Below are 15,598 nucleotides of genomic sequence, written 5' to 3'. Positions count from 1 at the left end.
TGATAATTCCATTGTATAAAGAACACTTTTAATAAGCTTTAAGCAAAGTCTTAAGAAAGGTTAAAGAATTCCCCGTTACACCAGCTTGAACCCGATACCCCAAATCGTTCGGATATACTCCTCTTCCGTGACCCCAGCCATTTTGGCACGCAGATTGCTGATATGTACATTAATGGTGTTATCGTCCCCCAGGTAGGTGCCGCCCCAGATTTGCCGGTACAGCTCGCTTTTGGAGAAAATATGATCCGGCTTGGACATAAGCACCGCCAGAAGCTCAAATTCGTATTTGGTTAAAGCCATGACCTGGCCGTCCAGCATAACCTCCCGCCGCTGCTTGTCCATGACCAGCCCGCGTACCTTGAGCAGCTCTCCATCAGGACCTGCGGCAGGCGCATATTGCAGCCGGCGAAGCTGCGCGTACACTCTGGCCATCACCTCCTCCTGGTCAAAGGGCTTGGTGATGTAGTCATCCGCTCCCAGACGCAGCAGACTCACCTTGTCCTCCAGCGTGCTTTTGGCCGAGATTACAATAATGGGTATGGTAGACTGTTCACGGATCTGCGCAATCAGCGATTCGCCGCTCATGCCTGGCAGCATCAGGTCCAGCAGGATCAACTGGTAGTCTTCAAGCGACATTCTGAGGGAGGCTTCGCTGCCTGAGAATGCAGGCACGGCCGTCAGTCCTTCACCTGTCAGCATACGGCACAGCAGGCGGTTAATGTCGGCATCATCCTCTACCACAAGTACGCTGAGATTCGCATTGTTCACTTTAGCCTGCCTCCTTACCGATTACGATGAAGCAGGTGCTGTCCGGCAAAGGCACCGCCTGCCCGTTATCGTCCATCATAACCACTCTGTTCTCCAGCGCCTCCGTGTAGCCCTCCTGCAGGTAATGACGGAAGACCTCTATCTTGGCCCGGTCCCCCAGCGTCTGCTGAATGAATGCGGTGTACTGCGAAGGTGTGAAGTAGCCGAACTGTTCCTGAACCTCATGAATGTAGGCTTCCTCCCCCCAGGTGTACGTATACAGGAATTCCATCGCATCATTCACCGGCATCAGAACCTCGTGTTCGCCCAGCTGTTCATAACGGATATTCCTTCCGGCAAAATCCTTCGCGTACCGCTCCAGCCACGCCATGCCGTCCGCCTCCAGAAACTGTACCCGCCGCAGCTCATCCTCCGGCTCGCTCATAATCCCGTCGCGGATAATGATCGTCCCGCCGTCAGCCAATACCTCGAAGGCACTGGTCAGGGCTGCCGCCACCGTGCCGTGATTGAACTTCCGGCCGTCCAGCGGCACATAGGAATACAGCTCATGCAGAATGGATGAGAAAATCACCGTGTCCACCGTGCCCGGCTCCACATAATCCTTCAGGTTCAGCGCATCGCCTTGGAGCACCTCCCAGCGGCGGTCCTCCCGCTGCTTGCGCTGCCGCAGCGCTTCGATCACATTGCTTGCGATATCAATCCCCACTGGCACCACCTCCGGCATCCGCTCCTCAATCAGATCGAGCAGCACCCCGCCGCCGGGGCCGATGTCCAGCACCTTCCCTCCGGTAACGTAGTCCAGAATCACTGCCTTATAGTCAGCCGTATCATTCATCTGGCTTAAGTACGTATCCTCATTGTGGAAGCGGTCGAAGGCGTCCCGCCGCAGATCGAACAGGTCGAACAGCAGCAGGACCGCCCGTTCATACAGCGCTGACTTCTCGGCCTCCATACAGAACTCAATCAGCTTCTCCGCTGCCGCTGAGAACTCAAACTGGAAGAACAGCGTATCCGGCAGATGCTCCTTACCCCGCAGCCTGTGCGTAAGATGCGGGTTGCTGCCGGAAGGCTTCACGCCGCTGTAGATCTCCTCCCAGCTCAGCTCCGAAAGATACTTCTCAATAATCCGTTTCTTATAGACGTTGATCTTCTTGCTGCCCTTATAGTCATAATGAATACTGTTCATGACCGCCTCGAAGCTCAGATGGCTCAGATGGCTTAGCTGAAGCGGGCCGCTGCCGGCCACCAGACTCATGACCTTCAGGAACTGCTCCAGCGAGAAGGTCTGGAGCGCCGACTCCACATACCAGAAGGTGGCAGGCTGCAGCGGCTCCAGCGCAGCAGGGAGGAAGCCCTCCTGCACCAGCCCGTCCCACTCCGTCTCGTAATCCTCCCCCTGCGCAATGGACCCGGCGCGCATTCTCCGCAGACGTTCCTTCATCGGGACTTCAGGCTGCAGATTCCCTGAAGCAATTACAGCAATCAGCTCCATGACCTGCAGGCGGACCTCCTGCCACAGCTCCGGGGATGCCGCAGCAATGATGCAGTGATTCAGTGCGAACAAGAGCCGCTCCAGCTCCTCTGCGCCCAGCAGTCCCTGCTCCACCAGTGCGGACAACGGAAGATTGACGGAAGGCGGAACCTCGCCGCGGATTTGCTGTCCAATCAGCCCATGCGTCTCGATCAGCGTATGTATGACCCGTCTCTTCTCCGCAGAGCCTGCCTCGTCCTGCTTCATCCCTTCTGCATACCTCCGGTACAACTCTGCGGAGCCGATATTATGAACGAAAATATTAATACCCTCTTCCTGCCAGCTCCGCCGCTGCCGGAGAGTCCCGCCCTTAGCCGTCTCCGACCAGATCAGCGTCTCCTCAGCCAGCTCCTTGATCCAATACGACAGCGGCAGACTGTCCAGCACCCGCAGACTCCGCTCTACATAATCCAGCACCGGATTCTGCTGCGCAAGCGACTGCAGCGATTCTACCCGCTCCAGGTTCACAATCGTCTGCTCTGCCTGCACGATGTACTCCAGCCACGGATAGCCTTCTCCGGCAGGCCATCCTCCTTCACGATACACCTCTATAGCCCGTAATGATTTCAGCATTTGCATACCTCCCTATGTAATAGCAATCTATATACAATAGCCCATGTGCTTCAGGTTTGAATCAGAGTGTCCCCGGAATGGAACAAACCGCAAGCTTCTATTATAGAAGCCTGCGGCTGCGAAGAGCTCTTGTTCAATTGTATCAGATAGTTGGCCGGGAATCAGATTCCTCTCATTTCACACCTGCCATGAATTCTCTGTAATCCTTGGCAATCTCTTTGGACAGCGTATGATGCAGATAATGTCCGCCATCGAGCGGCACCAGCTTACCGTACACGGAATCCTTCACCTGTTCCTCATGCAGCTGCATCCAGCCCTCAACATCGGTATTATTTGACTGTACGAAGAGCAGCAGCGGAAGCTCTTTGGGGAAGGTCAGCGCCTGGGCTGCTGTGAAATTCTCCTTGAAATGATCGATCTCATTCACGACAGTGTCATTGTTTAAATTCTTGGTGGCGATCATTTTCATCTGCTGCTTGGTGTGTTCGTCGAATGGAAGCCCGGCATACGGGTCGCTGCCTATCTTTTGAAACAATCTCATGATGCCGGATTTGTCCAGGAACTTAAGCGTCCCCACCGGTATTTTATCGTCCAAGCCCCCTTGGTTCGGCACACTGCTGTCAATTCCTACAAAAGCCTGCACTTCATCCTTATACTTGTTCACATAATCCAGTCCGTAGATTCCGGCGATGGAATGCCCCATGAGTGTGTATCGCTTGATTCCAAGCTGCTGCAGCGCTTCATGAATCTCACTGACTATATTGTCCGAGGTCCGTTCCTTGTCGGTCCGGTCACTTAAGCCATAGCCGAACGGCTCCACCACGACTACTTTGTAGTTAGGAGACAGCTCGTCTACCAGCGGTTTGAAATCAAGCGCCGGTGCCCCGGTGCCATACCCCGTCAGCAGCACCACAGTCTCCTCACCCGATCCCTGGATGAGTACATTCATCTTCTTGCCATCGACTGGCACAAGCTGCCCGTACGGATCAATCTTCTTCAGCTCCGCTTTGCTGCTGATGATATTGACCACAAATACTACGGCAAAAAACAATACGATCACAATCAACAATGCCGCTATAGACTTAAGCAGGATTCTGAGTCCTTTTTTCATTATACAATCACCTGTCCTTATAAATCGGATGTACTGCCTTGATGAAGTGCTAAGGATAGTATATATAATGAAAATGTACTCTCCGTGACGTTAATATGAACGGAGGATGAACGGTGTAATAATCTAATCTGCCGGTGTATTCAGCGGCAGCGTTACAATGAAGCTTGTGCCTGCGCCTAGCTCACTCTCGACCCGGATATCTCCTTGATGAAGCAGGACGATCTGCTTCACGATGGCCAGCCCCATCCCGCTGCCGTTATACTTGTTGCTGTGGGAGCGGTCCGCCTTGAAGAAGCGTTCGAAGATCCGCTTCTGGTCCTCGGGAGCAACCCCGATGCCGGTGTCGGATACACGAACGGTTACACTTTTATTATCTTGCTTCGTATGGACACTGATTACTCCCCCATCCCCGGAGAACTTAATGCTGTTGCCCAGCAGGTTCGTCCATACCTGGCTCAACAGGTCATAATCCGCCGTCAGCGTGGCAGCCGTCAGCTGAAGATCGAAGTTGATGCGCCGGGCCGACCATTGCGGCTGAAGAGCAACAATCACGCGCCGGAGCTGTTCATCCAGGCTGAAGGTGGTGAACCGGAGCTGCTGGGACTGCGATTCAAGCAGACTCAGCTTCAGCAGGCTGTCGCTCATCTTGGACATCCGCTCGGCCTCCCCGATGATGATATCGAGATAGCGGTTACGCTCGCTCTCAGGGATATTCATCTGCTTCAGCGCCAGGGCATAGCCGGAGATGGAGGTCAGCGGCGACTGCACCTCATGGGATACATTAGACACGAAGTCACGGCGCATCTGCTCCAGCTGCTGCAGGTCATGCGTCATCTCCTCGAAGCTGCGCGCAAGGGCACCCAGTTCTCCCTTCTGCTTGATATTCAGCTTCACGTTGAAGTCCCCTGCTGCGATTCTGCGCGTCGCGTTGGTCAGCTTCTTGATCGGCCGGACCAGGAACATAGCCGCCACCAGGATCACAAGACTCCCGGAGACCAGCGAATACACCACGAAATTCACCAGCCATTTCAGCACAAAGTCGGCAGACGGTGGACCGACAGGCTCTACGAACAATGCTTTTTTTCCCGCATCCGTAGTTAATTGCACTCCCAGAAGGCTGATGGAGATACCTGTCGGATTAACCTGAACGATCCCACCTGCCAGCACCTGCTGCACCTGCGGTTCAGTCACAGTCTCCAGCTTCAGCCCTTCTGGCCCGCCATAAGACTGAACCCCACCGTTCGCATCATATATCCGCACATGGTAGGTCTCAAGCTGCTTCATGCTGCTTACGAACTTGTCGGCTTCAGCCAGCGGGAAGGTATCATAGATCTGTACGATATCTTGTGCGAAGCGATGCAATTGAACCTGCAGATTCACGTTCAATTCATCTTTGTAGATCCAGACCGCCAGATTGAAGGAGATGACTGTCCCCCCGATCACGGAGACCAGGAAGGTCAGGACCACACGGGTATATAAGGACTTGATCATTCAGTAACCTCAATCCGGTATCCCAGACCGCGGACAGTCTCGATCCGAAAATCCGGCGAAGCCGCAAACCGTTCACGCAGGCGCTTGATATGTACATCTATCGTCCGGTCATCCCCCGAGTAATCAATGCCCCAGATCTGGTCGATCAGCTGCTCGCGGGTATAGACCTGCCCCGGTGTTCCGGCCAGCTTATACAGCAGCTCGAACTCTTTAAGCGGCAGGGACAGCGCTTCTGTCCCGTTCATCACCTTGTAGGTCTGCCGGTCCAGCGTTACCTCTCCGATACGGATCGTATGCGACTTGCCGATTCCCGAGCGCTTCAGCAAGGCTCTGACCCGGACCGTCAGCTCCAGCGGATCAAAGGGCTTGGTCAGATAATCATCGGTTCCCAGCTCGAATCCCTTCACCTTCTCCCAGGTCTCCCCCTTCGCCGTCAGCATTAACAGCGGCAGCTCCGGGTCTGCTCTGCGAAGCTCCTTGCATAGCGCCCAGCCGTCCATCACCGGCATCATAATATCCAGGATGACCAGATCCACATGCGTTCTGGCATAGACCGCCAGCGCCTCTTGCCCGTCTGCCGCTTCAGCGGTATCGAATCCGTCATTGCGCAGAAATAGGCAGACAAGCTCGCGGATATTCGCATCGTCGTCTGCAACAAGTATAGTAGGCATCTATTCCCTCTTTTCGTATGATCCGGCCTTATAAATATTTCTGTCTTCCCATTAGCATCACCCTGCTGCTTTGCCGGCATGCACCGACACCATCCCCCACTCCGGCTAGGTGCCGAACCGCTGCCGGTAGCCGCATTTACGGCACAGCTCCTCAACAGCTTCCCGGCGCGAGAAGCCATAGAACAGATTATTCGCCCGTTCCCCCTCGACAATCTCGGAGAACGGCTGCTCATGAATATTGCCGAGGTTGATCACCCCTTCGCCATCCAGACAGCACGGCACAACGGTGCCGTCTACCAGGACCGCCGCCTGGCTGCGCAGCGCATGGCAGAAGCCCTTACCGTCATCCTCCGGCTCATGCAGCGCCGGCCATCTGAACTCGTGGTCCTGGTTCAGGTACACACGCGGGGCGATCTTCACGCCGCTGCCGGGGACGACCTTCTCCTCGATCCTGTAGCCCAGTCCAAAAGCCTCCTCCAGCAGGGCCAGCGTTTCACGGTTGCGCTCCTTCTCCAGATTCGTCCGGTTGTCCTCCGTCAGATTCCAGAGCCGGAACGAGACAATGACACCCTGGGCAGAGATTTCCCGGACGAACTGGATGATCTCTGTAAGATAACCTTCACGGTTCTCCGAGCCTGCATGGCCGTCGAAGCTGTGCAGCGAGAAGTTCATCTGCCGCAGTGCCGGCTTGCCGAGCAGCTTCGGCCCCGCTTTACGGATCAGCGTGCCGTTGGTCGTAATATTGACCTTGAAGCCCTTGGCATGCGCGGCATCCAGCAGCTCGCCCAGCTTCGGATGCAGCAGCGGCTCGCCTTTGACATGCAGATAGATATGATTGCTATGCGGTTTGATCTCATCAAGAATGGTGTTGAACGTCTCCAGCTTCATGAAATTCTTCTGCCGCTCCGTGGGCGGACAGAAGCTGCAGGCCAGGTTGCAGACGCTTGTGATCTCGATGTATACCTTTTTGAACGTCTTCAAGTTCCGCTCCCCATTTCAATATATAATGCAGCCCAGGCTGCCCGTTGCGTTAGAGATCCGAAGCATACCGCAGGCCAATCTGGGCTCTCGCCTCTTCCATCAGCTCTGCCACCGCCAGGGAATTGGCATGGCTGTTGGTCGCGCTCTCCCGCTGCCCGCTCTTCAGCAGATGAATGAATTCCTCAATCTCATAGTACATCGCCTCATACACCTGCGGTAGCGTAAGCTCCTCGACGGTTCCGTCGCGGTAGTGGATTTTGACCTGATAGGGCTGGTTAATCTTGTCAATCACCATCGTTCCATTCTCGCCCTGAATCTCAGCAGGCAGATAGGAATCGGCAATCTTGGAATGCATGACCACCGCGTCCATGTCCGGGTAACGCATGACCATACTGCCTTCCCCGTCCACCCCTGAAGCGAGCATCAGCCCAACGGCCTTGACCGAATCCGGCTTGCCGAACAACGCCACCATCGGATATAAGCAATAGATCCCCAGATCCATCAGAGAGCCGTTGGAATATTCAGGATTGAACGCATTCAGCACCGTCCCCTGCCGGTAAGCATCATATCTCGAAGAGTATTGACAATAACCTGCGAAGTAGCGCCGGACTTGACCCAGCTTATATAAGTTATCCCGGATCACGCCAAAATTCGGCATGAACGTGGATTTCATCGCTTCCATGAACAGCACATCATTGCTGCGCGCTGCTTCAATCATCGCCTTCAGCTCCCGGCTGTTGGAGGCCGCCGGCTTCTCACAGATCACATGCTTGCCATGGTTCAGACAGATCAATGAATGCTCCGCATGCATCGAGTTGGGGCTGGCGATATAGACCGCGTCCACCTCTGCGCTTGATACCATCGCCTCCAGATCCGTATAGATCGAAGCCCCGGCATACTTGGCGGCAAAAGCCTGTCCCTTCTCCTCTGTGCGGGAATACACGGCCGTGAGCAGAAACTCCTCATTCTCAAGTCCCGCCTGCACAAAGCGGTCTGTAATCCAGTTAGTCCCTACAACCCCGAAACGAATAGTCATGAATGATCCCGTCCTTTTTTAAATATATAAGCTATAACTGCTATTTTCTCATTCCATGATAGGTATGTCCACTTATATACCGTAATTTCCGACAAATTCCGCTAGATTTCGATTGTGAAAAAAAGCACCTGAGAATAGGCACAGGATTCACCTTCATTCGTCCACCCGTTACCTCCTGAGAAGCATGCTTAAACTCCCATAAAGCCATTCCACTCCAACCTAACCTTACACTAACTTCAACAGCCGAGCCTGCAATTGTACTTCGTACAATAGAATCCGGTGTAAAACCCCCGTTTTCCCATTCTGCTGTATTTCGTACAATAGAATTTGGAGTTTAGTCCTATAGCAGACCTTTCCCCATAAATCTGCTGCATCAAATACAATAGAATCAATTTTAGAGGTGTCTTGGGGACTTTCTATTGCACAAAATGCAATCACCCGACTGGGGTGAGAACCCCGTTAAAGCGGGTTTTTAATTGCACCAAAAATACAGCTAAACGGATATTCGGCGGCATATCAGGCGATTTAGTTGTACAGATTACAATTCAGCATCCCAATCGCACCTTCACCAGGGCATCGCAAACCCTCAGAAAACGATTAATTAACGTCCTGCTCACAAATTCACATCTGATGCGCTACAAGCGGACAGCGAGCGTACTATCCAGTGTCCCACAATACAAGCGACAGCAAACAGCCCCCGCTCATCCCGGCGGGGGCTGTCTTCATCCTGCGCGGGCCCCACTGGACACGCACCTATTTTACCCGTAAAAAGCTACAAGCTGGCGCACGATCTCCGCCTTATCATGATCGACCACGACCTGATGCTGCGGCTGCTCGAACAGGGCCGAGATCTGAGCCGGGAACTCCTGCTTGATGCCGGTCAAGGCAATCGCCTCGTCGAACTTGGCCGGATGCGCTGTAGCGTAAGCAATGCTAACTTCATCAGGCGCGCTGAACTTCTCGTAGGCCGCTACGCCGCACGCCGTATGCGGGTCGAGCAGATAGCCGGATTCCTGCTGGTACTTGCTGATGATCTCCAGACACTGTGCATTCTTCACGCCCAGCGCGGAGAAATCCGCCTGTACCCGGGCCAGCAGCTCGCCGTCCACCTTAATCGCGCCCTCGCTCTGCAAGGCTGCCATGTACCCGGACAGCTTATCCGCATCCTCGTCCAGCAGATAATACAGATAGCGTTCGAAGTTGCTCGCCACCTGGATATCCATCGACGGGCTGTAGGTGCCCGTGAAGCTGCCCGGCTTGTATTCACCGGTAACCACGAACCGTTCGAGGATGTTGTTCTCATTGGTCGCGATGATCAGCTTGTGGATCGGCAGACCCATTTTCTGCGCCAGGAACCCTGAGAAAATATTACCGAAGTTACCCGAAGGCACGCTGATATTGACCTTCTTCTGATCGCTTCCCGGAAGCTGCAGATAAGCATGGAAATAATAGACCGTCTGCGCCAGAATGCGCACGAAGTTGATGGAGTTAATCGCCCGCAGGTGGTACCGCCCCTTGAAGTCGAGGTCAGCGAACAGCTCCTTGATAATCTTCTGACAGTCGTCGAAGTTACCCTCTACGGAAAGGTTCAGCACATTGCTGTCATCTACGGTAGTCATCTGTAGCTCCTGCACCTTGCTGACCTTGCCGTGCGGATGAAGGATACAGATCTTGATGCCTTCCTTGCCGCGCACACCCTGAATCGCAGCCGCTCCGGTATCGCCGGAAGTGGCCCCGAGAATATGGATAATCTCGCCCCGCACCTTGGCAATGTAGGAATACAGCTCGCCCATGAACTGCAGCGCCACATCCTTGAAGGCAAACGTCGGCCCATGGAACAGCTCCAGCACGTACAGGGAATCGCTCACTTTGTGCAGCGGCGTTACTTCCGGAGCGCGGAAGCTGCCATAGCTGGTGTAGACCATCGAGCGCAGATCCTCATAAGGAATTTCGTCATTCGTATAGTAGGAGAAAATCTCAAGGAACAGCTCCTGAAAGCTCAGGCTTCTCCATTCTTCCAGCTTCTCGGGGGAGATCACCGGAATCTCGGCCGGCACCATCAACCCGCCGTCATCCGCCAGCCCCATCAGAACCGTATCAATAAAGCCTCTGGCCGCTACCTTGCCTCTTGTGCTTATATACTCCATACCCGTCTCATCCTCCTGAACCCCTCTTTATTTACTGTACATAGTACCACGTTTACGCGTTAAAGTCCGCTGATTCTATAAGATTAAGGCTCACTGGGGCTATTTGCCCTGAAGCTCTTTCCAGACGGTTTTGTTGCTGTACTTCTTCTCTGTGCTGACATCCAGGCCGAACCATTCCGGGGCTGCGAAGCGCTCCGCCTCCTCCAGCGAATCGAACTCAACCTCAAGCACGGTAAGCTCCAGCTGGGTATAGAGATCAATCTCCACCGTTGTACCGTTCCATACGCCTGTAATGCGGGTTTTGACCAGCGGGATCGCCTTCACAGCCTCAATCATCTGATTATACAAGCCTGCAGAAATGAAATATTCAATCTCCTGGCGGCTGATGCCCTTGCCATCCTTGAACGTATGCGTGTACGTAACCTCGCCTGTGTCCAGATCCGTGATCTTCCGCACCCGCAGCTCCTGCCCGTCCTCAATCGCAAGATACGTCTGGTCAATACTGTGACGGGTCAGCACCTTAAGCTGTCCTTCTTCAATCAGCCGCTCCGGGTATTCCGGCAGCAGGAATTTGCGTTCAATCTCCATAGCCATGCTGTTTCTCTCCTCTGTGTGCGAGCTTTATGCGAGCGTTAATGTTACATATTATTTATCATCATAGGGGCGGGTCATACGCAAGTCAACCAGAGGGAACGGATTCACCGGGAAAAAAAACCTATACCTTCTGTCCGCCTAAGGCATGAATGTTATTCGCTCCCCAAGCCACGATCTCTTCAATTAACGGAACCAATTCCTGCCCGGAGGGAGTAAGCGAATACTCGACGCGCGGAGGCACCTCATGATATTGCTCACGGTGGATAATCCCGTAGTCGATAAGATCCTTGAGACAGTTCGTTAGCGTTGTTCCGGTGATGCCGTTCAGCCTTCTTTTTAGTTCGTTATACCGGATCGGCCCCTCTTCGCTCAGTAAAGCGAGGATGGGCAGATTCCACTTCCCGCCGATGACATGAAAGGCAAAGGTGGCAGGGCACATCTGCGTTAAGTCAACCTCATATTTCATAGGTGATTCCTCCATTAGTATATTTTATATACCAGGTATTAAAAACAATAGTACTTGTTAATCTGATGCCAGATATTATAATCATACTACAAGTAGAAACGGAGGAGGTAACCCCTTATTATGAATACAAATCCTATGATCTGTGATCTGAAGACAGGTGTATGCGGGGTAAGCGACGAGGAGCATACACAAATTATAGATTTCAATCCGCAGCAGCAGCCCAAAGTTATTCTCTATTATGCGACTGATCCGATCTGTTCACACTGCTGGGCCATCGAGCCTACCTTGAACCGGTTTATCCAGCAGTATGGCAAGTACTTTGATCTGCAGCCTCTGATGGGCGGATTATTAGCCGGTTGGAATGGCTTCGCTGACAAGGCAAATGGAATACAGCAGCCAGCCGATGTAGCGGGTCACTGGAAGGAAGTCGGAGCGCATTACCGCATGCCCATTGACGGCACCCTATGGCTGAACAATCCGGTCATGTCCTCTTATCCGCCCTCCAGAGTATTCAAGGTGATACAGCAGAGACATCCGGGGAAGGAACTGGCCTACTTGTGGAGCGCCAGAGAAGCCGTCTTCGTCTTCAACCGGAATATCGGAGAAGAAGAGGTCCTCGCGGATATTGTGAATAGTCTGGGATTACCCGGCGATGAGATCGTTCAGGCCGCAGGACAGGAAGCGGCACAGGAGCTGCTGGAGGAGGATTTCCAGAAGGTGGCCCAGCTCGGCGTACGCGGCTTCCCGACCTTTGTCATGGTCAATGAAGAGAACCAAGGCATCAAGCTCGTCGGGTCCCGTACGCTGCAAAACTACGTGGACGCACTACAGCAGCTTATCCCTGAGCCTCTTGCTCCTGCTGATGTCCCGGCTATGCCTGAGCTGCTTGCGGAAGGACATCTTCTCTTCTCCAGAGAAATTGAAGCCATGTACGATATCAAGCCAGAGGATGTGGCGGCCTTCACCGCCGCTGCGCTTCCCGAGCATGCGTACCGCACCGGGCAGATCCTGGGTGAGATGTTCATCGAACCGGCCTGAAGGTGGCCGTATTCAACAAAGAGCGGTCCTCCGATGACGGGGGACCGCTCTTTGTTGAATTATACTGAAGCATGATGCCCATATACCGAATCATGCTGCCAATGCGGACTGAGAATCCGCTATTCCGCATGAATAGCCGCTTTGGCCCTGTCATCCGGACTCAGAGGCCCCTATTCGTGCGATTTCGCCTTGAAACGGCCAGCCCGGAAGACAATAAGGTATTCTGAGTCCGCAAGAACAGAAATCAGGTTAGTTTATGAGCAAATAAGGTCATGTCAGTCCGCAAGCCGGCTGTGGGTGAGGGGAGCTACGACTCCAGAGGTGAATTCACGCTACGGCGGGATCCCCGCTGCGGCAGAATCACAGTTGCGGCGGAATCACAGTTGCAGGCAAGTCCACGGTTACGGAAGTATCCTCATCTGCGTGAGAGTTCGTGATTAGATATAATCCGCCGTCGAGCGGACTACGAGTCCTGTCGGCGCGGCAGGGGTGAAGTCTGACCCTCCGCCGCTGCTCCCGCCCCGAATCGAGAACTCCACCGTCTTCGGCTCACCCGGCAGCAGATCGAAGTAATTATCCGAGAAGATACCCTCTTCTTCCACCGTCAGGTGCACGCCCCGCGCCAGCACATCGCTGCTTAGCGTGAAGCTCTGACCGCCGCTTCCCGGTACCTCTGTCACCGTGATGACCGGCTTGCACAGCGGAATATCCTTCGCCCGGGCGAAGTAATGCTCCTTGCGCTCCAGCACTTTCCGTGTCTCAGACTCCAATACCTGTATTGTCTCCGGCTCCAGTACTTGCCTTGTCCCCGGCCCCTGCTCCACCGCCTGCCCACTCTCCAGGAGCGAAGCCACCAGCAGCACACTGGCCGGTTCACGGCCCTCTAACACTTCGGCCAGCGGCAGTGTGAAGACCACAGCCGATGAATCCGCAGCAAGGGTTACCGGCTGTGACCATTCGCGCAGCAATAGGCCGCTGATATCATGCAGCCGCAGAACCAGCTCTGCGTCCAATGCCTCCCGCCGGTCAGATACCCCATAGACCTTGACGCTCTCCCCATCCGTGCTGTCTACAGACAGCAACACCTCTTGGAAGCTGCGGCGCACCGTATATTGCAGCGCCTTCCAGCGCCCGTAATAATCCATGCCCGCCCAGGAGGCTACCGGCCAACAGTCATTCATCTGCCAGTACAGCGTGCCCATGCAATAAGGCTTGTTACGGCGGTGACTCTCCATAGCCATGCGGATCGCCTCGGCCTGAAGCACCTGGCTCATGTATAGGAAGCCCCGGAAATCCTTCGGCTGCGGCAGATACATATCCATATACTCCTTAATCAGCTGATTGCCCGCTCCATTCTTCTGATGGGCCAGCATGACCTTTGATTCCAGCGCCAGCTCCGCTTCCTCTGCATAGCTCAGCACCGACTTCAGCTCCGGGAAGGACTGGAAGCCGTATTCGCTCATGAAGCGGCCTACCTTGAGATTATAGTTCTCGAACGGCTCCTTGGCGTGCCAGACGCCCCAGTAGTGGATATCCCCGTCACCCATAATCCGCGTGGCATGCTGATCCTGACCACCTGTGAGTTCGCGCAGCGGCGAGGACGGCCAGTAATCCATACCCGGATGGTTCGCGGCCACAGCTTCCGGCAGAATCCGGTGGAAGATTTCCTCATAGGCAGTCCATAAGCTCTGGCGAATCTCAGCATTCAGCTTCTCCTTCCAGCCCCAGCCCATGTACTCCTCATGCTGCGACCAGGCCGAGTCAATCTCATTGTTCCCGCACCAGAGCGCGATACAAGGGTGGTTACGCAATCTGCGGACATTATATACCGCTTCTGCGCGGACATTATTCAGAAACGCCTCATCGCCCGGATACATGCTGCAGGCGAACATGAAGTCCTGCCAGACCAGCAGCCCGTATTCATCACACAGCCGGTAGAACACTTCTTCTTCATAGAAGCCGCCGCCCCACACCCGCAGCATATTCATATTGGATTCCACGGCCGTGGCAATCTCATGGCGGTAACGTTCTTCCGTAACCTCCGTGATGAAGCTGTCATTCGGGATATGATTGGCACCCTTGGCGAAGACCGGCACCCCGTTCAGCTCAAAATGGAACGACGCCCCCTGCGCATCCGGCTTACGCACCAGCTTAATTTCCCGAAGCCCCGTCGTTACCTCCGATACTGCTACAGCCTCCGCTCCTTGCAGCAGCTCTGCACGGAAATGATACAGCTCCGGCTTGCCCAGGCCGTTGCACCACCACAGGCGCGGGCGGTCAATCACCAGCTCAAGCTCTAGCGTCTGCTTGCCCGGAACAAGCGTAACCGCCTTCATCCATTCCTGCCCTTCGGCACTTAACCGCAGCATCCCGCTCCACGTTTCCGGTGCGTCCGCTTCAATCACGGCTGTGAGCCGGGCCTCCTGCTCATTCACCGCATGCTGGCGAATGTACAAATCCTCAATCGCCGCAACGTTACGGCCTGTCAGCACAGCTTCCCGCCAGATCCCGCTGGTCAGGAATCGGGGACCCCAGTCCCAGCCGTAGTGATATGGCGCTTTGCGGGCAAATACGCTGATCCGCTGCTCTTGAAGACCACCTAACTCAGACTGGTCATTCGGCGCAGGCAGATTGTAGCCCAGTGCCGCCAGCTTTGGCAGATCCTCGGTCACCACCGAGCGGAAGACGATGCGGATCTCATTCTCACCCGCCCGCAGCAGCCCCTTCACATTCACGGTCCAGGACAGGAACATATTATCTGCGGACAAGGCGTGAACGCCGTTCACATACACATCGGCATACGTATCCAGCCCGGCGAACACCAGCTCCGTAACCGCCAGCGTCTGCCATGCCTCTTCTAATACAAATCCGGTTCTGTATTCCCAGTCCTTTTTATCAATCCATTGCAGCTCATGTTCATTCGTTCCATAGAAGGGCTGATCGATAACGCCATTGCGCAGCAGATCCGTATGCACCGTTCCCGGTACAACAGCCGTAAGCCATTCTTCATCTCCGCAGGCTCTGAATTCCCAGTTCGACAGGTCGATTTGTAGTTGTTTCATAGTTCCTCCTATACTGTTTTTGCGCATTCCGGCGCTTAGCTACCCTCATTATATTTTGTTATAATTACGTTAGCAATAACAATATTTGCAGAAGCTACAATACAAACAAAACAAACATCACCTAGAACC

12 protein-coding genes are annotated in these 15,598 nt (G+C 54.2%); 1 reads left to right on the top strand and 11 read right to left on the bottom strand.

Translation table 11 applies throughout. The features are described from left to right. Window positions 1–75: 75 nt before the first annotated feature. The 10 genes from J2Z70_RS33920 to J2Z70_RS23085 all read right to left on the bottom strand — a co-directional run bounded on the left by J2Z70_RS33920 (window position 76) and on the right by J2Z70_RS23085 (window position 11,369). Window positions 76–768 (bottom strand): response regulator transcription factor, encoded by a 693-nt coding sequence (locus tag J2Z70_RS33920; RefSeq protein ID WP_342593047.1) that lies wholly within the window; start codon window positions 766–768, stop codon window positions 76–78. A 1-nt stretch (window position 769) separates the two neighbouring features. After that, window positions 770–2,872, bottom strand: coding sequence for a class I SAM-dependent methyltransferase (locus J2Z70_RS23125; RefSeq protein WP_209877097.1), 2,103 nt, complete (start codon window positions 2,870–2,872; stop codon window positions 770–772). A 172-nt stretch (window positions 2,873–3,044) separates the two neighbouring features. After that, window positions 3,045–3,983 carry an alpha/beta hydrolase gene (locus J2Z70_RS23120; RefSeq protein ID WP_209877095.1) on the bottom strand — a complete coding sequence of 313 codons (939 nt, stop codon included), beginning with the start codon at window positions 3,981–3,983 and terminating at the stop codon, window positions 3,045–3,047. A gap of 123 nt (window positions 3,984–4,106) precedes the next feature. Continuing rightward, window positions 4,107–5,474, bottom strand: coding sequence for a sensor histidine kinase (locus tag J2Z70_RS23115; RefSeq protein WP_209877093.1), 1,368 nt, complete (start codon window positions 5,472–5,474; stop codon window positions 4,107–4,109). Further along, window positions 5,471–6,145, bottom strand: coding sequence for a response regulator transcription factor (locus J2Z70_RS23110; protein ID WP_036731256.1), 675 nt, complete (start codon window positions 6,143–6,145; stop codon window positions 5,471–5,473). The genes J2Z70_RS23115 and J2Z70_RS23110 overlap by 4 nt, the downstream gene beginning before the upstream one ends. A gap of 105 nt (window positions 6,146–6,250) precedes the next feature. Continuing rightward, window positions 6,251–7,126, bottom strand: a complete 876-nt coding sequence (locus tag J2Z70_RS23105; RefSeq protein ID WP_209877091.1) for a radical SAM/SPASM domain-containing protein — start codon at window positions 7,124–7,126, stop codon at window positions 6,251–6,253. A gap of 49 nt (window positions 7,127–7,175) precedes the next feature. Continuing rightward, entirely contained in the window at window positions 7,176–8,162 is a 987-nt protein-coding gene (locus tag J2Z70_RS23100; protein WP_036731252.1) for a Gfo/Idh/MocA family protein, read from the bottom strand. A 758-nt stretch (window positions 8,163–8,920) separates the two neighbouring features. After that, window positions 8,921–10,309 carry a threonine synthase gene (thrC, locus tag J2Z70_RS23095; RefSeq protein ID WP_209877089.1) on the bottom strand — a complete coding sequence of 463 codons (1,389 nt, stop codon included), beginning with the start codon at window positions 10,307–10,309 and terminating at the stop codon, window positions 8,921–8,923. Between the two features lie 99 nt (window positions 10,310–10,408). After that, complete coding sequence (locus tag J2Z70_RS23090) at window positions 10,409–10,903, bottom strand: CYTH domain-containing protein (protein ID WP_209877087.1); 495 nt, start codon at window positions 10,901–10,903, stop codon at window positions 10,409–10,411. A gap of 121 nt (window positions 10,904–11,024) precedes the next feature. Continuing rightward, window positions 11,025–11,369, bottom strand: a complete 345-nt coding sequence (locus J2Z70_RS23085; protein WP_036731243.1) for a winged helix-turn-helix transcriptional regulator — start codon at window positions 11,367–11,369, stop codon at window positions 11,025–11,027. Window positions 11,370–11,489: 120 nt separating this feature from the next. Here J2Z70_RS23085 and J2Z70_RS23080 point away from each other — a divergent pair, with 120 nt between their 5' ends. Then, window positions 11,490–12,407, top strand: a complete 918-nt coding sequence (locus J2Z70_RS23080) for a DsbA family protein (RefSeq protein WP_209877085.1) — start codon at window positions 11,490–11,492, stop codon at window positions 12,405–12,407. A gap of 437 nt (window positions 12,408–12,844) precedes the next feature. On the opposite strand, the gene J2Z70_RS23075 is transcribed toward J2Z70_RS23080, so the two are convergent. After that, the gene (locus J2Z70_RS23075) at window positions 12,845–15,469 is read right to left on the bottom strand and encodes a beta-mannosidase (protein ID WP_209877083.1); all 2,625 of its coding nucleotides are present in this window, start codon (window positions 15,467–15,469) and stop codon (window positions 12,845–12,847) included. Between the last annotated feature and the right edge of the window lie 129 nt (window positions 15,470–15,598).

Origin of the sequence: Paenibacillus silagei (genome assembly GCF_017874735.1) — a bacterium.
In the GTDB taxonomy this organism is placed as follows: Bacteria; Bacillota; Bacilli; order Paenibacillales; family Paenibacillaceae; genus Paenibacillus_AQ; species Paenibacillus_AQ silagei.
This window is presented reverse-complemented; position numbering and strand designations above follow the sequence as displayed.

What these genes read in the sequence shown, in the direction of transcription:
- J2Z70_RS23115 (WP_209877093.1), bottom strand. Translation starts at nt 5,474, where the DNA reads ATGATCAAGTCCTTATATACCCGTGTGGTCCTGACCTTCCTGGTCTCC.
- thrC (WP_209877089.1), bottom strand. Translation starts at nt 10,309, where the DNA reads ATGGAGTATATAAGCACAAGAGGCAAGGTAGCGGCCAGAGGCTTTATT.
- J2Z70_RS23075 (WP_209877083.1), bottom strand. Translation starts at nt 15,469, where the DNA reads ATGAAACAACTACAAATCGACCTGTCGAACTGGGAATTCAGAGCCTGC.
- J2Z70_RS23090 (WP_209877087.1), bottom strand. Translation starts at nt 10,903, where the DNA reads ATGGCTATGGAGATTGAACGCAAATTCCTGCTGCCGGAATACCCGGAG.
- J2Z70_RS23110 (WP_036731256.1), bottom strand. Translation starts at nt 6,145, where the DNA reads ATGCCTACTATACTTGTTGCAGACGACGATGCGAATATCCGCGAGCTT.
- J2Z70_RS23125 (WP_209877097.1), bottom strand. Translation starts at nt 2,872, where the DNA reads ATGCTGAAATCATTACGGGCTATAGAGGTGTATCGTGAAGGAGGATGG.
- J2Z70_RS23085 (WP_036731243.1), bottom strand. Translation starts at nt 11,369, where the DNA reads ATGAAATATGAGGTTGACTTAACGCAGATGTGCCCTGCCACCTTTGCC.
- J2Z70_RS23100 (WP_036731252.1), bottom strand. Translation starts at nt 8,162, where the DNA reads ATGACTATTCGTTTCGGGGTTGTAGGGACTAACTGGATTACAGACCGC.
- J2Z70_RS23120 (WP_209877095.1), bottom strand. Translation starts at nt 3,983, where the DNA reads ATGAAAAAAGGACTCAGAATCCTGCTTAAGTCTATAGCGGCATTGTTG.
- J2Z70_RS23080 (WP_209877085.1), top strand. Translation starts at nt 11,490, where the DNA reads ATGAATACAAATCCTATGATCTGTGATCTGAAGACAGGTGTATGCGGG.